Annotated in this window: 28 protein-coding genes, 1 tRNA gene and 1 pseudogene; 16 read left to right on the forward strand and 14 right to left on the reverse strand. The window is 63.6% G+C overall.

Annotated features, from left to right (window positions below; all coding sequences use genetic code 11):
• Positions 1-126 precede the first annotated feature (126 nt).
• The 8 genes from FJ527_RS23190 to FJ527_RS23230 all read left to right on the forward strand — a co-directional run bounded on the left by FJ527_RS23190 (position 127) and on the right by FJ527_RS23230 (position 8,775).
• On the forward strand, positions 127-1,086 hold the full coding sequence (locus FJ527_RS23190) for an AraC family transcriptional regulator (protein WP_140824111.1): 960 nt from the start codon (positions 127-129) through the stop codon (positions 1,084-1,086).
• Between the two features lie 341 nt (positions 1,087-1,427).
• Entirely contained in the window at positions 1,428-2,075 is a 648-nt protein-coding gene (locus FJ527_RS23195; RefSeq protein WP_246677782.1) for an outer membrane protein, read from the forward strand.
• 228 nt (positions 2,076-2,303) lie between these two features.
• Positions 2,304-3,020: an outer membrane protein gene (locus FJ527_RS23200; protein WP_140824113.1), complete on the forward strand. Its 717-nt coding sequence runs from the start codon at positions 2,304-2,306 to the stop codon at positions 3,018-3,020.
• Between the two features lie 47 nt (positions 3,021-3,067).
• On the forward strand, positions 3,068-3,892 hold the full coding sequence (locus FJ527_RS23205) for an outer membrane beta-barrel protein (RefSeq protein ID WP_140824114.1): 825 nt from the start codon (positions 3,068-3,070) through the stop codon (positions 3,890-3,892).
• Positions 3,893-4,406: 514 nt separating this feature from the next.
• On the forward strand, positions 4,407-4,865 hold the full coding sequence (locus FJ527_RS23215) for a hypothetical protein (protein ID WP_224719955.1): 459 nt from the start codon (positions 4,407-4,409) through the stop codon (positions 4,863-4,865).
• Between the two features lie 82 nt (positions 4,866-4,947).
• Positions 4,948-5,565, forward strand: coding sequence for a C39 family peptidase (locus FJ527_RS23220; protein WP_140824115.1), 618 nt, complete (start codon positions 4,948-4,950; stop codon positions 5,563-5,565).
• A 22-nt stretch (positions 5,566-5,587) separates the two neighbouring features.
• The gene (locus FJ527_RS23225; protein ID WP_140824116.1) at positions 5,588-6,667 is read left to right on the forward strand and encodes a D-alanine--D-alanine ligase family protein; all 1,080 of its coding nucleotides are present in this window, start codon (positions 5,588-5,590) and stop codon (positions 6,665-6,667) included.
• Between the two features lie 122 nt (positions 6,668-6,789).
• Complete coding sequence (locus FJ527_RS23230) at positions 6,790-8,775, forward strand: AI-2E family transporter (RefSeq protein ID WP_140824117.1); 1,986 nt, start codon at positions 6,790-6,792, stop codon at positions 8,773-8,775.
• 320 nt (positions 8,776-9,095) lie between these two features.
• Here the strand turns inward: FJ527_RS23230 and FJ527_RS23235 are convergent, their stop codons facing one another.
• Positions 9,096-9,404: a hypothetical protein gene (locus FJ527_RS23235; protein WP_140824158.1), complete on the reverse strand. Its 309-nt coding sequence runs from the start codon at positions 9,402-9,404 to the stop codon at positions 9,096-9,098.
• 265 nt (positions 9,405-9,669) lie between these two features.
• On the opposite strand from FJ527_RS23235, the gene FJ527_RS23240 reads away from it, so the two are divergent.
• Together FJ527_RS23240 and FJ527_RS23245 are read left to right on the forward strand one after the other, a co-directional pair.
• Positions 9,670-9,912: a hypothetical protein gene (locus FJ527_RS23240; protein WP_015317026.1), complete on the forward strand. Its 243-nt coding sequence runs from the start codon at positions 9,670-9,672 to the stop codon at positions 9,910-9,912.
• 76 nt (positions 9,913-9,988) lie between these two features.
• Entirely contained in the window at positions 9,989-11,083 is a 1,095-nt protein-coding gene (locus tag FJ527_RS23245) for a PAS domain S-box protein (protein ID WP_015317027.1), read from the forward strand.
• A 27-nt stretch (positions 11,084-11,110) separates the two neighbouring features.
• Here FJ527_RS23245 and FJ527_RS23250 read toward each other — a convergent pair whose 3' ends face one another.
• The 7 genes from FJ527_RS23250 to FJ527_RS23280 form a co-directional block, all read right to left on the reverse strand.
• Complete coding sequence (locus FJ527_RS23250; protein ID WP_140824118.1) at positions 11,111-11,377, reverse strand: DUF982 domain-containing protein; 267 nt, start codon at positions 11,375-11,377, stop codon at positions 11,111-11,113.
• Between the two features lie 110 nt (positions 11,378-11,487).
• Positions 11,488-11,694 carry a hypothetical protein gene (locus tag FJ527_RS23255; protein ID WP_015317029.1) on the reverse strand — a complete coding sequence of 69 codons (207 nt, stop codon included), beginning with the start codon at positions 11,692-11,694 and terminating at the stop codon, positions 11,488-11,490.
• A 143-nt stretch (positions 11,695-11,837) separates the two neighbouring features.
• Positions 11,838-12,128 carry a hypothetical protein gene (locus FJ527_RS23260; protein WP_140824119.1) on the reverse strand — a complete coding sequence of 97 codons (291 nt, stop codon included), beginning with the start codon at positions 12,126-12,128 and terminating at the stop codon, positions 11,838-11,840.
• Positions 12,129-12,337: 209 nt separating this feature from the next.
• Positions 12,338-12,583, reverse strand: a complete 246-nt coding sequence (locus tag FJ527_RS23265; RefSeq protein ID WP_140824120.1) for a hypothetical protein — start codon at positions 12,581-12,583, stop codon at positions 12,338-12,340.
• A gap of 204 nt (positions 12,584-12,787) precedes the next feature.
• Positions 12,788-12,861 (reverse strand) — tRNA-Gln (locus tag FJ527_RS23270).
• A gap of 35 nt (positions 12,862-12,896) precedes the next feature.
• The gene (locus tag FJ527_RS23275; RefSeq protein ID WP_181166456.1) at positions 12,897-13,193 is read right to left on the reverse strand and encodes a hypothetical protein; all 297 of its coding nucleotides are present in this window, start codon (positions 13,191-13,193) and stop codon (positions 12,897-12,899) included.
• Between the two features lie 383 nt (positions 13,194-13,576).
• Positions 13,577-14,485, reverse strand: a complete 909-nt coding sequence (locus FJ527_RS23280; RefSeq protein ID WP_140716214.1) for an alpha/beta hydrolase — start codon at positions 14,483-14,485, stop codon at positions 13,577-13,579.
• Between the two features lie 271 nt (positions 14,486-14,756).
• Here FJ527_RS23280 and FJ527_RS23285 point away from each other — a divergent pair, with 271 nt between their 5' ends.
• A complete protein-coding gene (locus FJ527_RS23285; RefSeq protein WP_015317034.1) occupies positions 14,757-15,053 on the forward strand; it encodes a hypothetical protein in 297 nt (98 codons plus the stop codon).
• A 92-nt stretch (positions 15,054-15,145) separates the two neighbouring features.
• Positions 15,146-15,280, forward strand: a complete 135-nt coding sequence (locus FJ527_RS29865; protein WP_015317035.1) for a hypothetical protein — start codon at positions 15,146-15,148, stop codon at positions 15,278-15,280.
• A gap of 67 nt (positions 15,281-15,347) precedes the next feature.
• Here the strand turns inward: FJ527_RS29865 and FJ527_RS23290 are convergent, their stop codons facing one another.
• The 4 genes from FJ527_RS23290 to FJ527_RS23305 all read right to left on the reverse strand — a co-directional run bounded on the left by FJ527_RS23290 (position 15,348) and on the right by FJ527_RS23305 (position 16,857).
• On the reverse strand, positions 15,348-15,593 hold the full coding sequence (locus FJ527_RS23290; RefSeq protein ID WP_015317036.1) for a DUF982 domain-containing protein: 246 nt from the start codon (positions 15,591-15,593) through the stop codon (positions 15,348-15,350).
• Between the two features lie 44 nt (positions 15,594-15,637).
• Complete coding sequence (locus FJ527_RS23295) at positions 15,638-15,874, reverse strand: DUF982 domain-containing protein (RefSeq protein ID WP_023782817.1); 237 nt, start codon at positions 15,872-15,874, stop codon at positions 15,638-15,640.
• Between the two features lie 112 nt (positions 15,875-15,986).
• Entirely contained in the window at positions 15,987-16,430 is a 444-nt protein-coding gene (locus FJ527_RS23300; RefSeq protein ID WP_140824121.1) for a GFA family protein, read from the reverse strand.
• A gap of 247 nt (positions 16,431-16,677) precedes the next feature.
• A complete protein-coding gene (locus FJ527_RS23305; protein WP_015317039.1) occupies positions 16,678-16,857 on the reverse strand; it encodes a DUF3606 domain-containing protein in 180 nt (59 codons plus the stop codon).
• A 606-nt stretch (positions 16,858-17,463) separates the two neighbouring features.
• On the opposite strand from FJ527_RS23305, the gene FJ527_RS23310 reads away from it, so the two are divergent.
• Entirely contained in the window at positions 17,464-17,892 is a 429-nt protein-coding gene (locus tag FJ527_RS23310) for a DoxX family protein (RefSeq protein WP_140824122.1), read from the forward strand.
• Positions 17,893-17,937: 45 nt separating this feature from the next.
• Here the strand turns inward: FJ527_RS23310 and FJ527_RS23315 are convergent, their stop codons facing one another.
• Positions 17,938-18,243, reverse strand: coding sequence for a hypothetical protein (locus tag FJ527_RS23315; RefSeq protein ID WP_015317041.1), 306 nt, complete (start codon positions 18,241-18,243; stop codon positions 17,938-17,940).
• A 98-nt stretch (positions 18,244-18,341) separates the two neighbouring features.
• Positions 18,342-18,611 (reverse strand): hypothetical protein, encoded by a 270-nt coding sequence (locus tag FJ527_RS23320; RefSeq protein ID WP_015317042.1) that lies wholly within the window; start codon positions 18,609-18,611, stop codon positions 18,342-18,344.
• A gap of 307 nt (positions 18,612-18,918) precedes the next feature.
• Between FJ527_RS23320 and FJ527_RS23325 the strand changes: the two genes are divergently transcribed.
• The 3 genes and pseudogenes from FJ527_RS23325 to FJ527_RS23335 form a co-directional block, all read left to right on the forward strand.
• Complete coding sequence (locus FJ527_RS23325; RefSeq protein WP_140824123.1) at positions 18,919-19,293, forward strand: hypothetical protein; 375 nt, start codon at positions 18,919-18,921, stop codon at positions 19,291-19,293.
• Positions 19,286-19,675 (forward strand): hypothetical protein, encoded by a 390-nt coding sequence (locus FJ527_RS23330; RefSeq protein WP_140824124.1) that lies wholly within the window; start codon positions 19,286-19,288, stop codon positions 19,673-19,675. Before FJ527_RS23325 ends, FJ527_RS23330 begins: the two co-directional genes overlap by 8 nt.
• Positions 19,629-20,291: pseudogene (locus FJ527_RS23335) on the forward strand (terminase family protein); the annotation flags it as partial. The gene FJ527_RS23330 and the pseudogene FJ527_RS23335, both read left to right, overlap by 47 nt.
• Positions 20,292-20,539: the final 248 nt, after the last annotated feature.

Raw genomic sequence — 20,539 nt, forward strand, 5'->3', positions numbered from 1 at the left:
TTGACCTGGGCGGCACTGAAATTGTCCTGCGGAGCATGGATGGCGCCGTCTCTGGACAAGAGGCAAATCGGTCCCATACGGTGCGGTTTCAGGGAAGACGCGTGCGCGGGAAAGGCCGGTTGCTCGTTGAAAAAGAACGTCTTCTCTTCGCTCGATCTGCCGTCGCATCTCGACGACCGCGCGCGCTTCGCGCTCTGGCAGGACATTCATGTCGCCGAGATCTGGTCGGTCGAATATGCCATCTCCGGCAATGTGCCGTTCCAGGCGGATATCGAAGCCACCGCCATCGGGCCGCTGGTGCTCGGGCGGATGGCCGGGACGATCAAGCATGCGAGCCGCAAGACGCGCAACATCGCCGACGACGGCCGCGACGGCTATCTGCTGCTGGTCAACGATGGCGACACCAGGCTGAGCGGTGTGCAGACCGGCCGCGACTACAGCATCGGCAGGGGCGAAGGCGCGCTGGTCTCGGCTTCGGAAGCGCTGGAAATGACCGGCGGCGACCGCAATGTCTGGACCAATGTCGTGGTGCCCCGCGAAATCATGGAAAATGCCTTCGCCCATGTCGAGGACCGCCTGGCGCTGACCATCGGCGTCGACAATGAAGCGCTCGACATGCTCAAGCGCTATTGCGGCTTCCTGGAAGCGGGGCCGGCATTGCTCTTGCCCGATCTTGTCGCCCATGCCACCGAAACGATCGTCGACCTGATCGGATTGGCGACGGGCGCCAAGGGCGAGATCGCCGAGCTGGCGGGCGTGCGAGGCCTGCGCGCGGCAAGGCTGCAAGCCATCCTGCAGACGATGCGGGACAATTTCGCCGATCCCGGCATCTCGGCCCAGCACATCGCCCAGCGTTTGCGGCTTTCCGCGCGCTACGTCCATGATCTCCTGCAGGAAACGGGCTCGAGTTTCGCCGAGCATATTCTCGAACTGCGCCTGCAGAGGGCCCACCGCATGCTGCGCGACCGGCGCAACGACAGCATGCGGGTCAGCGAGATCGCGCTGTTGAGCGGCTTTTCCGACGTCTCCTATTTCAATCGCTGTTTCCGCCGCCGCTTCGGCTCGACGCCGAACGCCGCGCGCTAGAGCGAATCATCGTCTCACGGAATCGATGGCCGCTCTAACTCCCTGTTTTTCCGGGCGGAAGCGCGGCACCAAAGACAAGGACTCGAAGCGAGTCGGATCAGTTGTCTTCGAACCGATCGACTGATGCCGAACGGCCACACCGATCGCCCGAATGCCGCGGCGCTCTCCACGACAATTCCAATGCGGCTCAGCCCAAGACGCCGCCCGTGAACAATGCAAAACCTCGACGATACCCGGGTCGCCGCGGAGTATTTCCACGGCCGGGGGAAGCAACATCATTGGGGTAGCAAACAGTGAAAACGATTCTTCTCGCCACCATCCTCGCGCTTGCGCCGGTCGGCATGGCGTCCGCGGCGGACGTCAACGAAACCTTGCCGGTTGCTGCCGGCTATGACTGGTCCGGCCTCTATGCCGGCGTTCACTTCGGTTACGTAGCCGGGAAATCCAATCTCTTCATCGGCGGCGCCGGCATTGGGGGCACCGACGTCAATGCTGCCTTCGATCCGGACGGTTTTATTGGTGGCATCCATATCGGCGTCAATCAGGAATTGGCGAACCGTTTCGTGCTCGGCGCCGAGGCTGACCTTGCCTACAGCAATGTCGATGCGGTGGGGACCTTCGCCGGTGCCGGCGCGTTGTTGTCGAGCGAACTCAAGTGGTCGGGTTCGGCCCGGCTGCGGGCCGGCTATGCGTTCGATCGGACGTTGCCTTATATCAGTGCCGGCGTGGCAGCGGCCAAGTATGAAATGAGTGTGGTCAGCAGTGGTCCCCTCGGTACAGTAACAGTCCACGACGAAACCCATCTTGGCTGGACGGTTGGGGCCGGCGTCGAGCACGCTTTCACCGACAAATGGATCGCCCGCGTCGAATATCGCTATTCCGACTTTGGCAAAGAGGATCTCTCGGTGCCGATTTTTGGTCTTGGCACGGTTTCGAACATCGATCTCAAGACGCACGATTTACGCGTCGGCCTCAGCTATAAGTTCTGACACGCCGGTTCGAACAAAACCCTGGCGTCCGCGCCGGGGTTTTGCCTGCGCCGCGGCTGATGCTGAACGGCCACACCGGCCGGGCGGGGTGCGGCGGCGCGCTCCAAGACAATTCCGATGCTGTCCAGCCCAAGACGCCGCCGGCGATCAATGCAACACCGTAGCTTCGACTGACCGCCACTGACCATGTCGGTCGTGGTGCAGCATCCCGGGGACAGCAGACAAGCAATGAAAACGATTCTTCTCGCCACTGCCTTTCTTTTCGTTCCCGCCGGCATGGCGTTGGCGCCCGACCCCACCGAGACCTTGCCGGTCGCGGCCAGCTACAACTGGTCCGGCGGCTATTTCGGAGCACAGGCCGGATATGCCCGGAGCGACGCCAGGGTCGGACAGACTTTCGCGCCGGGCAGCTTCGACAATTACGGCTGGGGTTACAGCCCGTCCGGCGGTTTCGGCGGTGTGTTTGCCGGCTACAACAAGCAGTTCGACAGCGGATTGGTTGTTGGCGTCGAGGGAGACTACAGCTTTGCAAGCGTGAACGACACGACGCTCTACCGGGCGCTCGGCGTCGACGACCCCGCCTTTGGTGGCGAGCTCGAGCTTGAGGCGGTAGGCACCGTGCGCCTCAGAGCCGGTTATGCGATCGATCGCTGGCTTCCTTTCGTCACCGGCGGCCTGGCGGTGGCAAGCTACAAACACACGACCACCAACATTCCGGGCGGTCCCTATGCCGACGTCCGAGATACCGTCGCGGGTTATACGCTGGGTGCGGGCGGCGAATACGCCGTCACCGACAATTGGGTGGTTCGGGGCGAATACAGGTTCGCCGATTTCGGCCGCCACACCTCCGTGCGCCACGCCTTCTCCAATGGCGCTCCCCTCAATCGGGATGCCATCGAACTGACGACACAGGATCTGCGGATCGGCGTGGCCTACAAATTCTGATCTCCACGGCCGGACGCTGGTCCGGAAATTCGCATTCGAGGGCTCTAATGCATCGCTTTTCAATCTTCGCCGCGTCGTCGCTGGTCGCCGCGACCTCCGCTTACGCCGCCGATACGCAGCAGCCGCTGGCAGCGGAGACGGTGGTGACGCCGCATGTTTCGGGCTACGGCGAACTCTATCTCGGCGGGCTTCGCTTCGTCGGCGACGACTACACGACCCGGGCCGGCGGCGGCGCCGTGCGCGTCAACATTCCGTTTGCCGAGCGCTGGAATTTGCAGGGCGACCTGACCTACGACCGCATCTGGGGCCATTACGATCCCCTGGATGACACGCGCGGTGCGGTCCATGGCTTCTACCGCGATTCCGACCGTTTCGCCGCCGGCATTTTCGCCGCCTACACATCTGTCGGCGAAAGCGGCGTGACCGTAAACAACTATGCGGTCGGCCCGGAAGCACAACTCTATTTCGGCAATCTGACCCTCTATGGCCAAGCCAGTTTCGGCCAGCTCACCATCAGCGACTTTCATGGCGACCAATGGGGTATACGCGCGGTGGCGCGCTACTTCGTCCGGAAGAACCTTCGCCTGGATGCGGAGCTCGACTTCAACCGAACCGACTATAATGGCACCAACGAGGACGTGGTCGGTGCCGCCGTCCAGGCCATGTACCGGTTCGACGAAACGCCATGGGCGGTGTTCGGACGCTATGAATTCGAGCGGAGGAAGTTCGAAACGTCTACGCAGGACACCAGGGCCAACAAGGTCGTCATCGGCCTGCGCACCAGCTTCGGCAGCGATACGCTGTTCGACGAGGACCGCAACGGCGCGACCATGGACACCTATCGGGCCGCTTCGGTGATCAATACGAAGTGAGCCGGCGGCACGACTGGAAAGGCGCGGCGGGCCTGGCTTTTGCCTTCGACCTGCATGCCGAGCGGGTTATCGGACTGGTGCGCACGGCCGATGCCGCCTTCGCGGCGCGTCCTGGAAAAACACGTTTTTCGCTTCGAAGGCGAGGTGACGCCGCACGGTGCGCCGACCGACCTCTTCGCTCTCGAAAGAAGGCGGGAAACAACCGGCACATCCGGTCAATGACAGGGCTGCCAGCCGCAAGCGGGCTTTCTCGCGCCGGCACATTCGCAAGCGGCACGAGACGGTGGAGACTGGCGCCGATCAGCCTTGTTGAGCCGTGCCTTGCGTTGCCAGATTGGTGGCCGCGGTGCTAACCGGGAAATGGCGGACGGGAATCGACCTCAAAGCAATGCGCGAGGTCTTTCCCAATAACATCCCGAACAGACCATCTCTTGCCCACCGTGGAGAAACAATTCTTATGCAAAAACCAGCCCGGGCGATCCGTGTCGCCGCGCCGTTGCTTACGATTTTGGGCATGGCCACACCATTCATATTAACAATTTCTCATATATCTTCGGCGCAGGCTCAGGAGGAATATCTTCCGACCCAGAAGGACTTTGTCGGCAAATGGCAACTCAGCGGCGCGACCACCCGGCCGCCGCGCGACATGAAGGATGCGGCAACGCCGGAACAGGAAGCGGCCGCCAATGACTTCCAGCAGACGGTGACCGCGTTCTACGGCGCGTTCGACTATCTGGAGATCACGGCGGACGGCCGCTACAATTTCCATCAGCCCGGTGACCCGGCATCGGGTTCCTGCGTCTGGTGCGGAACCTGGTCCTTCAACAAGAGTTCGCTATGGCTGGAGCTGGACACGGCACCCCGGCTTGATATCTACGCCAAGGGCGGCGACATCCAGATGACCTATACCGCCGAACCCGACGAAAAATCGAAATACGCCTGGCTGGTTTTTGGCTGGACGAAGGTCGAGTAGACGCCGCGGCCCTCGACAGGTCCGAGCGGCTTTTCTCCAATCTTGTATGCTCGTATACGAGTTGAAGACCCGGGGAGTTCGCATGAGTCCATTGCCTGAAACCGTGCCGTTTTTCAGTCAGTGGGAGACGCCTGACATGACGCTAGCGGTGCTCGCCGACGGCGCCGAAGCCGCGTTGCGGCGGGATCCGCTATGGCAGGGATCAGGCGCTGCCACGCTCGACGAATACGCGGCCTGGGCCGCCAATGTCTGCGGCATGGCGTGTCTCAAGATGATCCTGGCGACGCGCGGCGAGATCGTGCCGACGATCGAACTGGCCAGGCGATGCACTCCATATGGCGGCTATGTCGTCAATGAAGGCTCGATCAAGGGGCTGATCTATGCGCCCTTCGTCACCTTCGTGAAGGCGGAATTCGGCCTCGATGCCGAGGTGATGACCAGTGTCGCGACGGCGGACATTCCGTCGATCCTCGGCCGGTCGCGGTTCTTCATCGCTTCGGTCAGCAGTTCGATCCGCTGGCCCGAGCGCGAGCCGCCATCGAAGGGCGGACATTTGGTTCTGGTCACCGCCGCCTCGGATGAAGGGTTCCGCTTTCACAACCCATCCGGCCATACCAGTGCCACACAGGTCAACGCAGTGTTGGCGCCAGCCGCTTTCGACCGCTTCTTTGCCAATCGCGGCATTGCCGTCGCCACTTGATTTTGACAGTTGAGGGATTTCGATGACCGGAAAGATCAGGGTTGCGATCCTCTATGGCGGGCGCTCGGCCGAGCATGACGTGTCGCGGCTTTCGGCCGCCAATGTGCTGAAGGCGATCGACCGGACGCGCTACGAGGTGGTGCCGATCGCCATTTCCAGGGAGGGCAGATGGCTGCTGCAGCCGACGTCCGAGGCCGTGGGCGAAGGGGCGGGAGCTCCAGTGTCGCAGGATGGCGTGGAGATAGCCCTGCTGCCCGGCGGCAAGGGCCGGCTGATCTCAGCGTCGCCTACGGGAACGCGGGCTGACCTGGCGCCGGTCGATGTCGTCTTCCCCGTGCTGCACGGTCCTTTCGGGGAGGACGGCTCGGTGCAGGGCTATGCAGAGGTTGCCGACGTCGCCTATGTCGGCTGCGGCATCCTGGCCTCGGCCGCGGCCATGGACAAGGATGTCGCCAAGCGGCTCATGCACGGGGCCGGGCTTGCCGTCGCCCGCTCGGTCACTGTCCATCGTAACGACGTCGGTTCCTTCCAGGAGATCGCCGGGGCGCTGGGGCTGCCATTCTTCGCCAAGCCGGCGCGCCAGGGCTCATCGTTCGGAGTGAGCAAGGTGAACGACAGGGATGGTTTCGATCAAGCCCTCGAAACGGCTTTCCGCTATGACGGCAAGGCGTTGATCGAGGAGTTCGTCGAAGGCCGCGAGATCGAGTGCTCGGTGCTGCAACGGGCCGACGGCTCGCTCACGGTGTCGCTGCCCGGCGAGATCATCCCGGCCGGCAAGCACGGCTTCTACACTTATGAGGCCAAATATTTGGACGCCGACGGCGCGGTGGTCAAAGTGCCCGCCGATGTGCCGGCAGCAGTGATCGACCGGGCGAGGGAAATGGCTGGGCAAGCCTTCAAGGCGCTCGGCTGCGAGGCGATGGCGCGCGTCGACTTCTTCCTGCGCGCCGACGGCTCCCTGCTGGTCAACGAGGTCAACACGCTGCCCGGTTTCACCGACATCTCGATGTACGCCAAGGCGCTGGCCGCGATCGGCATCGGCTACAGCGAGGTCATCGATATCTTGATCGAGCATGCGCTGGCGCGGCACGGCGCGCGCTGATCCGAGTCAGCGGCCGCCGCATCGGATAAACCGCCCTTTGGACGGCGTGTCTTTCCACCTCTGGCTAATGTTGCTGGCCGGCTCTATATGCCCGATCATGGGACTGGCAGGGGAGGCATGGAATGGCGGCCAATCGTCGAAACGGGATGGCGTCGCCCGCGCATGGCTTGGAGGATATTCTTTCGCCCGCCGCCCCGCACCCCCGAACGTCATTGCCCAATGTAGCCACCATCGTCACCACGGTGGCGGCGTTGTATTTCGGGCGTGAGGTTTTCCTGCCGATAGCGATCGCGCTGTTGCTGACTTTCGCGCTCGCCCCTCTTGTGTCCGCGCTCAAACGGGCCGGTGTTCCCCGCATCGCGGCCGTCATCGTCAGCGTATTGGGGGCTTTCGCCGCACTTGCCCTGTTCAGCTTCATCGTCGCCACGCAGGTCAGCGAACTGGCGCAAAACATCCCGGTCTACCAGGCCAACATCCTGACCAAGGTCCGCTCGCTCAAGGAGACTGGCGTTGGGGGAGGGATCATTGCCAGGTTGAGCAAGGTGGTCGAACGTGTCGGCCAGGAGATCGACAGGCAGGAGACGTCGCCGCCGGCCGCCACCCCGGAAAAGCCGCCGCGTGAACCGGTGCCGGTCGAGATCGTCTCGCGCGAAAGGCCTTTGGAGGTTCTGCAGAACATAGTCGGGCCGCTGATCAGCCCGCTCGGATCGGCCGGGCTGATCATCGTCGTCGTCATCTTCATGCTGCTGGAGCGGGAGGATTTGCGCGACCGCTTCATTCGCCTTGTCGGGTATGGCGACCTTCACCGTACCACCGAGGCGCTTCAGGATGCCGGCAAGCGTGTTGGCCGGTACCTGCTGATGCAATTGGTCGTCAACATCGTGTATGCCGTACCAATCGCGGCCGGCCTGTGGGTCCTGGGCATTCCGAATGCCTTGCTGTGGGGGTTGCTGGCACTTGGCCTGCGTTTCGTTCCCTATATCGGCCCGGCGATCGGCATGCTGCTGCCGCTGTTCCTGGCGCTGGCCGTGGCGCCAGGCTGGTCGCTGGTGCTGTGGACAGCCGCCCTGTTCGTGGTGATGGAACTGATCACCGGCAATGTCGTGGAACCTTGGCTTTATGGCTCGCGAACCGGGCTGTCGTCCCTGGCCATCATCGTTGCGGCCATCTTCTGGACGTGGCTGTGGGGCCCGCTCGGGCTGGTTTTGTCAACACCGCTCACCGTGTGCCTGGTAGTGCTGGGCAGGCACGTGCCGCAGTTTGAATTCCTCGATGTCCTGTTTGGCAACGAGCCCGTGCTCGAACCTCATGCACGCCTCTACCAGCGTCTGCTGGCCGGTGACCCTGACGAAGCCACGGACCACGCCGAGGAGATGCTGGAAGAGAAATATCTGGTCGAGTTCTACGACAAGGTGGCCATTCCCGCCCTCCTGCTGGGCGAGCAGGACCGTGCGCGCGGTGTCATGGGCGACCAGCAAAGGCGTCAGGTGGCCGAGAGCGCCCTGGTGATGGTGGCAAACCTCGACGACAGCGCGCATGAGGAAGCAGAGGAAGAGGATGCCCCGACGGCGGCCGAAGAGGAGCCGGATGACAAGGATCCTTCCCGCGAAGACGAAACCGAACTGCCCGACGGCACGGATCTGTCGGTGCTTTGCACAGGCGGGCGCGGTGAACTGGACGATGCCGCCGCCGCGATGCTGGCACAGGTGCTGGAAGTCCAGGGCACGACGGTGTCGAAGGCCGGCTTTGCCGATATGGAACCCGCCAACATCCGCCGTCTCGAGCTCGAAACCATCGATACCGTGGTGGTCGGCTTCCTGAACCGGGATTCCATCAAGCACGCCCGGTTTCTGGTTCGCCGGCTGAAGCGGGCAAAAGCGGCGTTGAGGGTGGGAATCGTATTCTGGTCGCAAGCCGCCAATGAGGACAAGGAAGCGGCCGAAAAGCTCGCCCGTGACATCAACGCGGATTTCGTGGCGCATGGCATGGTGGACGCAGTGGTCGGCGCGCTGTCGAACGAGCCGCCAATTGCCCTCAAGCTCGTCGCCAAACGCCGGATGCGGCGACAGCGCGCCACCTCCCGAAAGGCCTCGGCGGCCTCGACCTAGCCGTGGGTGCCGGTTGATCTCCGAGACTGGGTCGATCTCGGTCGTTCACATATTGGAAGCGACATCGCGGGAGGAGGGCGGCCTTGACTTGTGCGCCGGCCGGATCCTCGCGGCCTGGCGGGGGACGCGGGAAACGGGTTTGACTGGATTTCCAGCGAGTGATTTCTGCACCTTGCGGCGCTGGAGCCAGCTGGACGACAGTTCGGCAAGCAGACTGCGCAGGACCTTCACGATGTCCTCCTCTGCTGGACGATGCGGTAATCTCCGAAGGCCGGACTGGTTCCATGCCGCATGGAGCCGTCGCACCTTGGCGCTTTTGGCTATTGCATCGAGCCTGATCGATGCAGAGCGAGAGGGATCATCGAGCTCTCATCACGGTTCTCGACGAGTCCGGTTCCAGGCGGGGCCAATCCGTTGCCCAAAGCGTCGAATTCGATCGCAGCGCCAACCAGTTGGGCAGCCTGCAGGACCAGATGTTCAATGTCCTCGAGGGCGACGTTCTCGGCCAGGTTCCTGATCCTGATCCTTTCCGCCACTACCGACACGTTGATGATGCCCGCGGTCTTGAACGCTGCGCGGACGCTCGCATAGACGTCTTCACGCAGTCGCGTGGAATAATCGTATCGCATTGAAACCTCCCAAAGCGAGTTGGTTTCCTCAAGCTGGCAGGATGCGCCCCATGGCGGCGCATGGCAAGTTAAAAGTGAAAAAAGTGTGAACAAAATCAGCCAGTTAGCATAGTTACACGAATGGGCAACCTGCGTTGGATGATCATCATTGGTACGACGCTGCATTCACCCACTGACCGCGCTTGACGCAGGATGCCGAAATTCCTAACTGTAAGTAGAATGAGACGGTTACTAACTCGCCTGATCTTTGCGCTTGGAGGCGCACATGGCTGACCTGGAACGCCCGGAACGACTGCAGATCATGTTGACCCAGGATGAACTGGCCGCACTGGAAAACTGGCGTTTCGACAAACGCATGCCCAGCCGCTCGGCGGCGGTACGCGAATTGCTGCGCCGTGGCCTTGCCTCCGATGGCTTCCTGACGGCCGAGGTGGGCGCCAAGTCGCAGGAATTCGGCGTGCTCCTGCCCAATGGCGACGGCAAGGCCCCGCCGGAACAGGCGGAGTGAAAAATTTCGCGGTAAACCTTCCATTCTCGCGCCGGCGATTGCCTTGATCCGTTTGCGCCTTATCTGATCGGGAAAGATGCAATTGCGGGTGGCGATGAACGACATCGACGGCAGCGACAGACAGGGGGCGACCGCCGACGCCCGGCTCGCGGCAATTGTCGATTCCTCCTTCGATGCCATTATCAGCAAGGATCTGAACAGCGTCATCCAAAGCTGGAACCAGGCGGCGGAACGCATGTTCGGCTACACCGCCGAGGAGGCGATCGGCCAATCCGTCCTCATGCTCATTCCCGATCACCTCAAGAGCGAGGAGACCGAGATCATCAGCAAGATTCGCAGCGGCGACCGCGTGGCGAGCTATGAGACGACGCGCAAGCGCAAGGACGGAGCGCTGATTTCGGTCTCACTGACGATTTCGCCGATCAAGAACGGCGATGGCGAAATCATCGGCGCCTCGAAAATCGCCCGCGATATTTCCGCCGCCAAGGAGAGCGAGCGCCGGATCAGGCTGCTGATGCGGGAGGTCAACCATCGGGTCAAGAACCAGTTCGCGGTCATCCTGTCGATGGTCAGGGAGACCAGCAAGCGCTCGAATGGTCCGGGCGAGTTCGAGGAATTGATCCGCGCCCGCATCATGGCACTGTCGCGGTCGCACGATCTGCTCGTCACCTCGGAGTGGGCGGGGGCGAGCCTGTTCGACCTTATCCAGGAACATCTCAAGCCCTTCGGCCTCGAGGAGCAGATCCTGCTCTCCGGCCCGGTCCTGACGCTGCAGTCGAACGCGGTGCAGAACCTCGGCATGGCCTTTCACGAACTGGGCACCAACTCATCAAAGTATGGCGCGCTGGGCAGCGAAGGCGGCCGGGTCGAGATTACCTGGACCATCGGCTCCGGAGCGCATGCTCCGGGCTCCGCGGGCGAACGAGAATTCCAGCTGACCTGGGAGGAAAACTGCGAACCGCATCCCGGCGACCGGCGCGATCAGACCACGCGCAAGGGGTTCGGCACTGTCGTGCTGCAGCGTGTGGCGCCGCAGTCGCTCGGTGGCTCCGCCATTTTGGAGCGGTCCCCCGGCCATCTCAAATGGCAGCTGAGCGCGCCGCTGGCCTCCATCATCGTGGCGCAGGCCGGCAGCGAGGCCGATGGTGTTTCGCCGGGTTTCGGCATCTAGGGCGATCCGCCGGTCTGGACACCGCCCCTATTCCCTGTCGGGCTGCACCTGCTCGACCAGGATATGCGCCTCGCGCGCGGCCTCGACAAAGGCCTCCCTGGCGATTTCGGGGGGCAAGTCGCCGCTCAGTGCCCTGCGGCAGGCGCGCAGCGCGGACTGATGTTTCAGGCTGCCGGCATCGCGCCAATGTGTCGTCAGGAGTTCGATCGCCTGTTGTGTGTTGGACAGGTTGCGGATGCCTCCGGCAACGCCTACGGAAACGACGACGGGCTTGGAGAACCATGCAGTTTGCATTGGAACCTAGACCATGTTTAGCCCGTGGAACGCGTTGGGCGGCATGAGGTTTCATCGCCGCCGATCACTGTAGCGTGAGGCTTTCCGGGCATCTCCGCGCGAACCAATCCCTAGAGGATGCTGGTCGTCACTTCGACGATGATCGCGGCGCCTTCCAGTCCACCGTTGGGAACGTGCACGACGCGCGAGACCCGCAGATCCTGTGGGTTTCCGTCGACCGACAGGGACACGCTCTCGCCAATGCGCGGCACCGCCTGGAAAGTAACATTGGTGGCGTCAGGCCTGTTGTCGATGGATATGCGGCAATTGACGGTCATGGACTCTCTCCAGTGTCTGGCGGTGCCCCGGGTCGTCAACGCGGGGTCCATGAAATGGTTTCAGGAGGTCCGGCTCAAACACCTGCCGATGTCCGCGGGCGAAGTCATCAACCGCCCGGTAGCCCCGGCGTCCGGCCTCTGATTCAGTCGTCGGCTCTCGGAACGAAATAGTTGGTGGTGACCGCATCGCCGCCGATTCCACGCGTGACTTGAACCGAGGCATAGCCTTCCGGGGCAATCGAGCCGGTCGCCATCCGGTCGACCTGCTTGCACCGGCCGACCATTTCGCCGCTCGGCCAGGGTGCCAATCTGATTTCAAGCGCCGCTTGGCACTCCGCCATCGATGAATAGACGACCGGGCGCGACTCCATGGGCCGACAGAGCGATGCGTTGCACGACAGCATGATCATCACCGCCGCGGTTGCCGGATCCATGAAACTCTCCTGTTGGCCGACAATGAACGTCCAACAGGCCGCAAGGTTTCATGCTGACGGAAGCGACCCCAATCGGTTGGTCCGATTGTCGAGAAGCTCAGGACGTGCGGGAACAGGCCAGGAGCGAGATCTGACGGCGCACTCACGCCTTATCAAAAGCCCGGCGGCTTCGGTCTCCGCGCCTCTGGGCAGCCAGAATTCCGGGAACATCAAAGGCCAAACGAGGACATGGTCCAGGGGTTTTGGTACCCAAGGCGCGGCTTGGCATTCGCTGCGTCGGTCGGGGTCGATGTTGCTGTTCCGGTTGCTGTGCAGTCCAATTTTGCTGCCACCGCCGCCTTGAACGACAGACCGGCGCATGCCTTCGAGGCGGTGACGGTCGCCTTCTTTTCGTGTGCCGCAGCGACATTTGAGCCGGCGAGGACAAGCGCCAGGCAAATGAAAACCATCTTCATTAGATCCCCCCTAGTTTAGCTTAAGCTAAATTAAAGTTAACGTAACGTTACCTGGCCGTCAATCGCGACGGAGGTCCAGGGAGGAAGCCACCTTCCTCCTGCCCGGATACCGGCCGGTTCCTGTCCCGGATCACGGCATCATTGATCGGAGAGGATCGGGAGCTACCCGACCTGGTTCCGGCTACTCGTTGGCTTGCAGTTGCCTGGTTCCCGCTCATGGGCTCGAACCACGATTCACGCCTTCAAAGGGCGCTGTCCTACCATTAGACGAAGCGGGAAAGCCGGCACGTTATGGCGCCCAGGCAGCTTGCGGTCAATTCGGGAAATTGTTGACCGGCTCTTCGCAGCGATAGACCGGGCAGTCCCCGTCGCGGGACGGGACATAGGCCGACATCGGCACTTCAGGCCAGTCGCACTCGTTGCCGAACTGCCTGACATAGCGATCGTAGGTGTTGGGGCCAGTGGTCAGCACCACGGCGCGGTGGTTCTGGATCATGGCCCGGATCTGAGCGCAGCCCATGGAGCGGCTGTCGGGCCGGGCGTCGGCCAGACCGGTCGCCGCGAGCACGACGGCCATGGCCATCAACAGGGTCGGAACGCGAACGGACATGATGGTTCTCTTCGGTTTGACGGAATTGCGAACGCGGCTGGCCCGGATTCGCCGGGGAATGGCCGCATGCATTGTCGCACATAACCCCCTATCGTGTCCGTTGGTTCCGCGACGGGCCTAGCCGGGCGCGCGTTGGCGCGCCGCGCAACCAAATCAGGCGTTGCGCATTGCTGGGCATGGACGGCAGGAAACCTTACGAAACACCGCAATGGCGGCCCGGAAACGAGGGCCGCGAGGCGATGTGCTGCTCCTTCTGCGGCGGCCGCGACCATCGGTTCGAGGAATGTCCGCGAATGCCCGATCCTTTCCGGCCCGGCGAGCCCGAGGGCGAGGATATAGCGGAGGAACCAGCCGGCTGATCCGAGGTGCCCGGTGGCGGGTGGCTAACCGGCATCCGACTTGAGCCCGCCGAAGAAATCGATCAGCGCACCTGCCGTTTGCGCGGGCGCCTCCTCCGGGAAGAAATGTCCGCCCGAGATCGCGCGGCCGCGCACGTCGTCGGCCCAGTTCCGCCAGAGCGCCAACGGCCCACCTTCGCCGGCATACCATTGGGCAAGCGCGCCTTGCCCGCTCCACAAGGCCAGCACCGGGCAGGCGATGCGCCGGCCGGCGGCTTTGTCCGCCCGGTCGTGGTCGCGGTCCAGCGTTGCCGCGGCCCGGTATTCCTCGCAGATCGCGTGGAGGTGGGCGGGGTCGCGCAAGGCTTCGACATAGGCCTGGCGGGTGCCGGCCGGAAAGACATCGGGCGACGACCCCCAGCCACCCAACGCATTGTCGACGATGGCGTCGGCGGCGCCCGCCAGGATCTTTTCCGGCAAGGGTTCGGGCTGTGCCAGCAAGGACCACGGCCAGAAGCCGAGGGCCAGCCGCGCGTCGGCCCGGTCCCAGGCGTCGGCCGTGGGGACGATGTCGAGCACGGCGAGTTTTTTGATACGGCCGGGATGGTCGAGCGCCATGCGGTAGGCGACGCGCCCGCCGCGATCATGGCCGGCGACCATGAAGCTGGTAAAGCCGAGCCTGGCCATCATCGCCACCATCTCCGATGCCATGGCCCGCTTGGCATAGGGAGCATGATCGGCGCTCGAGGCCGGGCAGGCGCTGCGCCCATAGCCACGCAGGTCGGCGCAGATGACGGTGAAACGATCGGCAAGCAGCGGCGCAATATCGCGCCACATCAGATGGGTTTGCGGAAAGCCGTGCAGCAAAAGCACCGCCGGTCCGGCACCGGCGCGGCGCACGAAGATGCCGGCGTCCTCGATGTCGACGTCGATAGGCTGGAAATGCTCGAACATGGCTGGCCTCCGGCACAGGCAACGGCTGGAGAACGGGATTGGTTGCGGCGCCTTCGCAAGCGCCGGCTTTTGCGCCGACCACGGCGATCCCGGGGGGAACCACGGTCCGCCGCCCCACGGGGAGGGCGACGGAAAAGCCGCCCCGGCCGCGACGGACCGGTCCCGCGCATAAGCCTCTTGCCCAATCCTTTGGGCCAACCTTTTGGGCCGGCGGACGTTGTCCCCGTGAACGGAAGGCCGCCGTGGGGCGGCTTCAACGAAGGAGGCCGAGATGAAATCCCTCGTCATTGCGTCATGCGCCGCGATGCTGGCCCTGGCATTGCCGGCAGCGGCACAGACGGCCCAGCAGTCGCCGAACCAGCAGGCCGACAAATGCCGGGCACAAACGGATCAGGGCGGCAAGCAGCAGCCCGGCAACGGCGACCTGAGCGAGAAGCTCAATGATTGCGGCGGCGTGCTGAAACCGCCCCCCACAGGCGACCAGGGCATGGCCGCGCCGGCGCCCGATGAAGGCAAGACGCCGGTCATCAAGCCGGGCGAGGTGCCGCCCCAGCCGCCAAAGCAGTAGAGATCGTTCAGCAGCATTGTCATGACGGCGGAGGAACTTCGCGGATCAGGAAACGTTTCTGTGACAAAACCGGATCTGGAAAGGATGGAGCCGTGAGAGATGTTGCCAGTACCGCCGCGTTGCTTGCCTCTATTGCCATCGTCATCGTCCTGATGCTGACGGCGCCGAAGAGCTTCGGCTTCGAGGCCTCCCACCCGATCGTGGACGGCGATCTGCCAGTGGAATGACCGAAAGCGGTTCCGCAACAAGAAAGCAGGCGAGTTCGCCTGCTTTTCGTTTCCATGGTGCCTTGACTTACCTGACCAGAAGGCCGGCGTGATCGCAGAGCGCGGTGAAGGCTTCCTGCGCCTGTGCCGCGCCCTCATTGTTGGCCAGCGCCGACTCGATCTTTTCGCGCGCGGTCTGGTAGAAGGGGCCGCGCCTGGCTTGTGGCCAGTCGATCAGGATTTCACTGGCGTCCTGAAGCGTGGCCACCTCGCGGATCGTGTCCGAGCCATGAGGCTTGACCCGCAGCGGTGTCGACAGCATCAAACCGGCCATTGGTTTCTCCCGCTACTGGGTCCTCATTGCCCGCTACCAGGGCCTCATTGCAGGATGCGCGCCTCGCGCGCGGCGTCGATCATCGCCCGCATCGCCTTTTCCGCCGGCGTCCAGCCGTCCAGCGCATCGCGGCAGCTGCGCAGTGCCGCCCGGTATCGGCGGCCTTGGCCGGCCGGCCAGTCGCCAAGGCATTCCAGCCCCTCCCAGGCGCTGCGCACCACGCGCTCCCGCTCGGGAGCGAATTTCAGGCGGATCGGTCGGGGAAACATCTTGTCGTTCAACGGTCGTCTCCATGAATCATGCACATCGGCCGACATGCACCGAGGAAGCGCCGGATAACGTCGACGACAGGGGAGGGTTCCAAGCCCGGACAATCAATTTTTAACCATGCTTTCAGTCGCGCGCGACGGCGTCCGAAGAGGGCTTGGCCGCCGGCAGATCGACATCCTGTGCTTGCGGCCGGTCATGTTCGAACTGCTCGGCGTCGGGCAAGGCATGCAGCCAGGTCTCGCGCCGGCCGGTCCACAATTCATATTGCGGTGCCAAATCCGTCGGTGCGACGTCGAGGCTGCCGAGCATCACCTCGGCCTCGTTGTCGTCGACCCAGGCGACGCGGCTGCCGCAGGTCGGGCAGAAGCTGCGTGTGCCGTAGCTGGCGACCTCGCCCGATGTCTCGAACGCATCGCGCGGCCAGATGGCAAAGGCCGAATAGACCGAACCACCCGCCTTGCGGCAATCCTTGCAATGGCAAAGGCCAACCCGCGACGGCTGGCCGTTGACGACGAAATGCACGCCACCGCACAGGCAACTGCCGGTCCTGCGTGTTTTGTCGGACATGGTTGCGCCCTCCGTTTCGCCAGCCTGGCTTTGCCTGCCATAGGGCTGCTCCAGCCGTGGCCGGCTCCGTCAGTTTGGCATGCCGCGGGCCGGGCGGGACAGATGCTCGTCTGCCACTTCGTTGGCCAGGATGAGAAACCGGGAAAAAGACATCCTGTTCACCGTACCGCCGAGCCCGGTTGACGCGGCCCGCAGCATTCTTCAACACCATGCCGGCGAATTGGTTGCCGCCTTTCGGCCGCTCCTTCTATCCGCGGGCGGCCATGTGGTTGTCGAGCTTCTTGCGCGAGGGTCCGTAGCGCTTGATGATGGTCTGGGCCTCGCTCTGCGGAATGCCGTATTTGCGCGCGAAGGCCGCGACCTCGTAAGTTTCCTCGCTCGAGACCAGCTTGCGGTCCTGTTTGGTCTTGGATTTGTCGTCAGGCATGTCGGGCCTCACTTTCTGTAAGCCGCATGGTCGCGCGGACGCCTATATGTCGCGGTCACACATAACACGGATCGGCGATGCTGGTTCCATCGCGGAGCAATGCCAGTTCAGCCTAGGCCGATGAAGAGGTCGGGCCGGTGCTGTCGGTGTCGCTGCATTGGGCGCAGCGCGCGCTGGCGCCGGGACAGCCGCGGCGATGCGTACCGGCGGGGCAGCAAAGGCCGCTGGAACTCGTCCAGCGCGGGCATTGGAAAACCTGTCCGGTGCCGCCGCAGCCTTCGCACTCCAGAACCGGTGTCCGGACCAGATAGGACTTCGTCCCCAGCCTGACGCTTGCGCCCAAAACCCACCCACCCATATCGTGCACCAGACATAGCTGTGCATTAGCCCCGGCTAACAATATCACGATCAGGGTTACGGACAAGTTTCAGGATCATTAAGGATTTCTAAAGCTGGGCCTGCCGGGAAGCGGTCTTGCTTCTTCCTTCGGGCGGTGCGCTGCCATAGCATCGGGCGTCAAACCGGAACCGGTGAAAATTTTCGCCCGGCATGTCGGATCGGCACATGGCGGTGCGTCCTTGGGGCTGATGAAGCTGGAGAACAACCATGTCGCCCCAAATCGTACAATCGCCGTGGCAGACCGCGGCCCTTCTCGTCGCCCGCCTGATCTTCGCCGCCGTCTTCCTGATGGCGGTGACCTTCAAGTTCATGGGCATGGAGGCCACGGCGGGCTATATCGCGGCCGCGGGCTTTCCGTTCCCGCTCTTCCTGGCATGGTGCGCGGCAATCCTGGAGGTGGCCCTGGTGCTGTGTTTCCTCAGCGGCGCTTTCTTTACCCAAGCCGCCCTGGTCGCCGCCGCCTATGTGCTGTTCCTGGCCTTTGCCTTCCACGGACCCGGCCACTGGGCCGGCAACCAGGCCGAGTTCGGCTTCTTCGTCGACCATTTTTCGTTCCTGGCCGGACTGCTGTTCGCGGCGGTCCACGGACCGGGAAGAATTCTGGCGCTGAACGTGGGATGGCCGGGCAGGGCATAAAGCCCGCCCGGGGCAGGGCATGAGGGTCCGCCAGGGGCAGGAATCTCACATCTGATCGTTGTAGGGCTCCTTCATCTGGCCGACCATGCGGGCCAGCTTCGAGAAAGACGGCATGTCGGCCTCCGGCTGGCACTGGTTGGCGAGTTCCAGCAGCCGGATCGGAAAATTGACGGCATCGCGGTTCGACGCCGACATGCCGTCCGATCGCTCCTCGCCGGTTTCCGACGCCTCGGCCTTGCGGAGCGCGATGTCGATCTCCTCCGACGTCAGCACCCCCTTTTTGACCAGGACGTGGTTGATCGAGGCGACGGCCATCAGCAGGCCTTCGAGTTGCAGGTTGGCGACGTTCATGGATTTCTCCCTCCGTTGATCGCAGTGGAACGCATCAGCGGCGTTTCCGATCCGGCCGGCGTGCGGGAACCAGCGCGCCGATCGTGAGCGGTCAGGCGCTACTCCTGCGTCAGGCGCTCGCCATACTCGCGCCAAAGCGCCCTGACTTCCAGGCTGCCGAGGCGTGGGATCGAAGGGTCGCCGCAGTCTATGGCGACGGTGCCGATGTCGTAATTGGGGTAAGCGTTGGCGACGAAGCGGATCGCTTCGCCAAGCGAGTGCACCCGGATGACCGGATCAGCCTGGCCCTGGCCGGTGCTGCGCACACCGGAAACCGTGGCCGGAGCGTGCCGCATCCTGAAGACGGATGCCATGGCTGGTCTGTCCATCGTCCTCTCCCACAAGGCCGTGCGACGGGAATCATTCCATGAGCTGGCGCTGATGATTTCACAGGTGCCGGTTCATGAACAGCCGGATAAATGTCAGCCGCCGGGATCATGCCCTCCCGGAGAAATGTGAATTTTTTCCTATTTGGCATTGACCGGTGAGGGCAGCGATGCTATAAATCTATCCATGGTGCTGATTTGCGCCACCGACCCGCCGCCGAGGCGGGTTTTCTGTTTCTGGCCCCTGGTTGGGCTGCCTGCCGATGCGGTGGCGCCGTAGAGCGCTGCTTCCGCGAGATGCGAGAATCCCATGCCCCGCTATGCCAGCATCATCACCGGCGATGACGGCCGCGAGATCGTCAGCGCCATCGGCGAATTCGAGGGCGCCGGCCCTGTGGCGCGCCTCGGCCGCGTCGAGGAGGTTCCCGCCGGCGTGCTGATCGGCATGGTGCGCGATGCGGCCGGTGGCTTCTGCTTTCCGCAGGCCGGTATCGGCGCACAGCTCGTAGGTCTCGCCATGGCGCGGCTCAAGGCCGCAAGGCCTGTGGCGAGGCCCGCACAGGCCGCGAAGCCGAAGCGCGGAAAGGCCAGGAAGAAATCCGCCCGTTTGAAAAAGCGGGCCAGGCAGGCGCCGCCGAAGGCCGCCGCCGGTGATGTCAATGTCGGGGCGCGGACCCATGACTGATGAAACCGGGCCGGCGCGCCGCAAGGCCCGGGCGGCAAGGCGCAAGCCCGCTGCCAGACCGGCAGCCGCGAGGACGCCCCGGCCGAAGCGGACCAAGAAGACATTGGGCGACGATTTCCTGGCCGCCGTGCGGGCCGATTTTCAGGCGCATGGCGCCGGTGTCCTCGCCGAGGTGCGGACCGACAAGCCGGACCAGTATCTGAAGATCGTGCTGTCGGTGCTGCCCAAGGATTTCGGTGTCGCCGTCAACCAACTGGACGCCCTGAGCGATGACGAGATACGCAACCGCATCCGCGCCCTTGAAACCGTCGTCAAACCGTTCCTCGAGGAGCCGTCTGATCTCGGCCCGAACCGAATATCTGGCGCTGCTGGCGGAGCTTGACCGCAGAAAGCGCGCCAACCAACTGGCTTCTTACAAGCCGTATCAGCGCCAGGCCGAATTTCACGCCGCTGGCGCGGCCAACCGCGAACGCCTGTTCATGGCCGGCAACCAGCTCGGCAAGACAAAAGCAGGCGCCGCCGAATGGGCGATGCACCTCACCGGCCGCTACCCCGCGTGGTGGCAAGGCAAGGTGTTCGACACGCCGGTGCGGCTGTGGGCGGCCGGCGTCACCGGCGAGGGCACGCGCGACAACCCGCAGCGCGTGCTGGTCGGCCCGCCGCAGCAGCAGGCGGCATGGGGCACCGGCATGATACCGGCCGACGCCATTTTGGACACCATCATGGGGCGCGGCGCGCCCGGTGCGCTCGACAGCGTCGTGGTGCGCCATGGCGGCGGCGGCGATGTGCAGGCCGGCGAGAGCGTGCTGTCGTTCAAGAGCTACGAAAAAGGTCGCGAGAAATGGCAGGGCGAGACGCTGCACGGCGTCTGGTTCGACGAGGAGCCGCCGCTCGACATCTATTCCGAAGGCCTGACCCGCACCAACGCCACCGGCGGCATCACCATCGTCACCTTCACGCCGCTGCTGGGCATGAGCGACGTGGTGATGTTGTTCGTGTCGGCGGGGGAGGCGGAGCGGATGGGGAAGGGGTGACCTCTCAAAACCTGGGTTCCTCCCCCCGCCGGAGGCGGGGGAGAGGTGGCCGCGTTAGCGGCGGAGAGGGGGCTTCGTAGGGCGCCGTCTTGGCAAGATGGGATTCACTTTCGTCTGCTAGGTCTGCGCCATCCCCCTCTCCGTCGCGGCTTCGCCGCGCCACCTCTCCCCCACTCCGTGGGGGCGAGGAACCCAAGCTTTCCAAAAGGCTT

This window comes from Mesorhizobium sp. B2-4-18 (assembly GCF_006441385.1).
In the GTDB taxonomy this organism is placed as follows: domain Bacteria; phylum Pseudomonadota; class Alphaproteobacteria; order Rhizobiales; family Rhizobiaceae; genus Mesorhizobium; species Mesorhizobium australicum.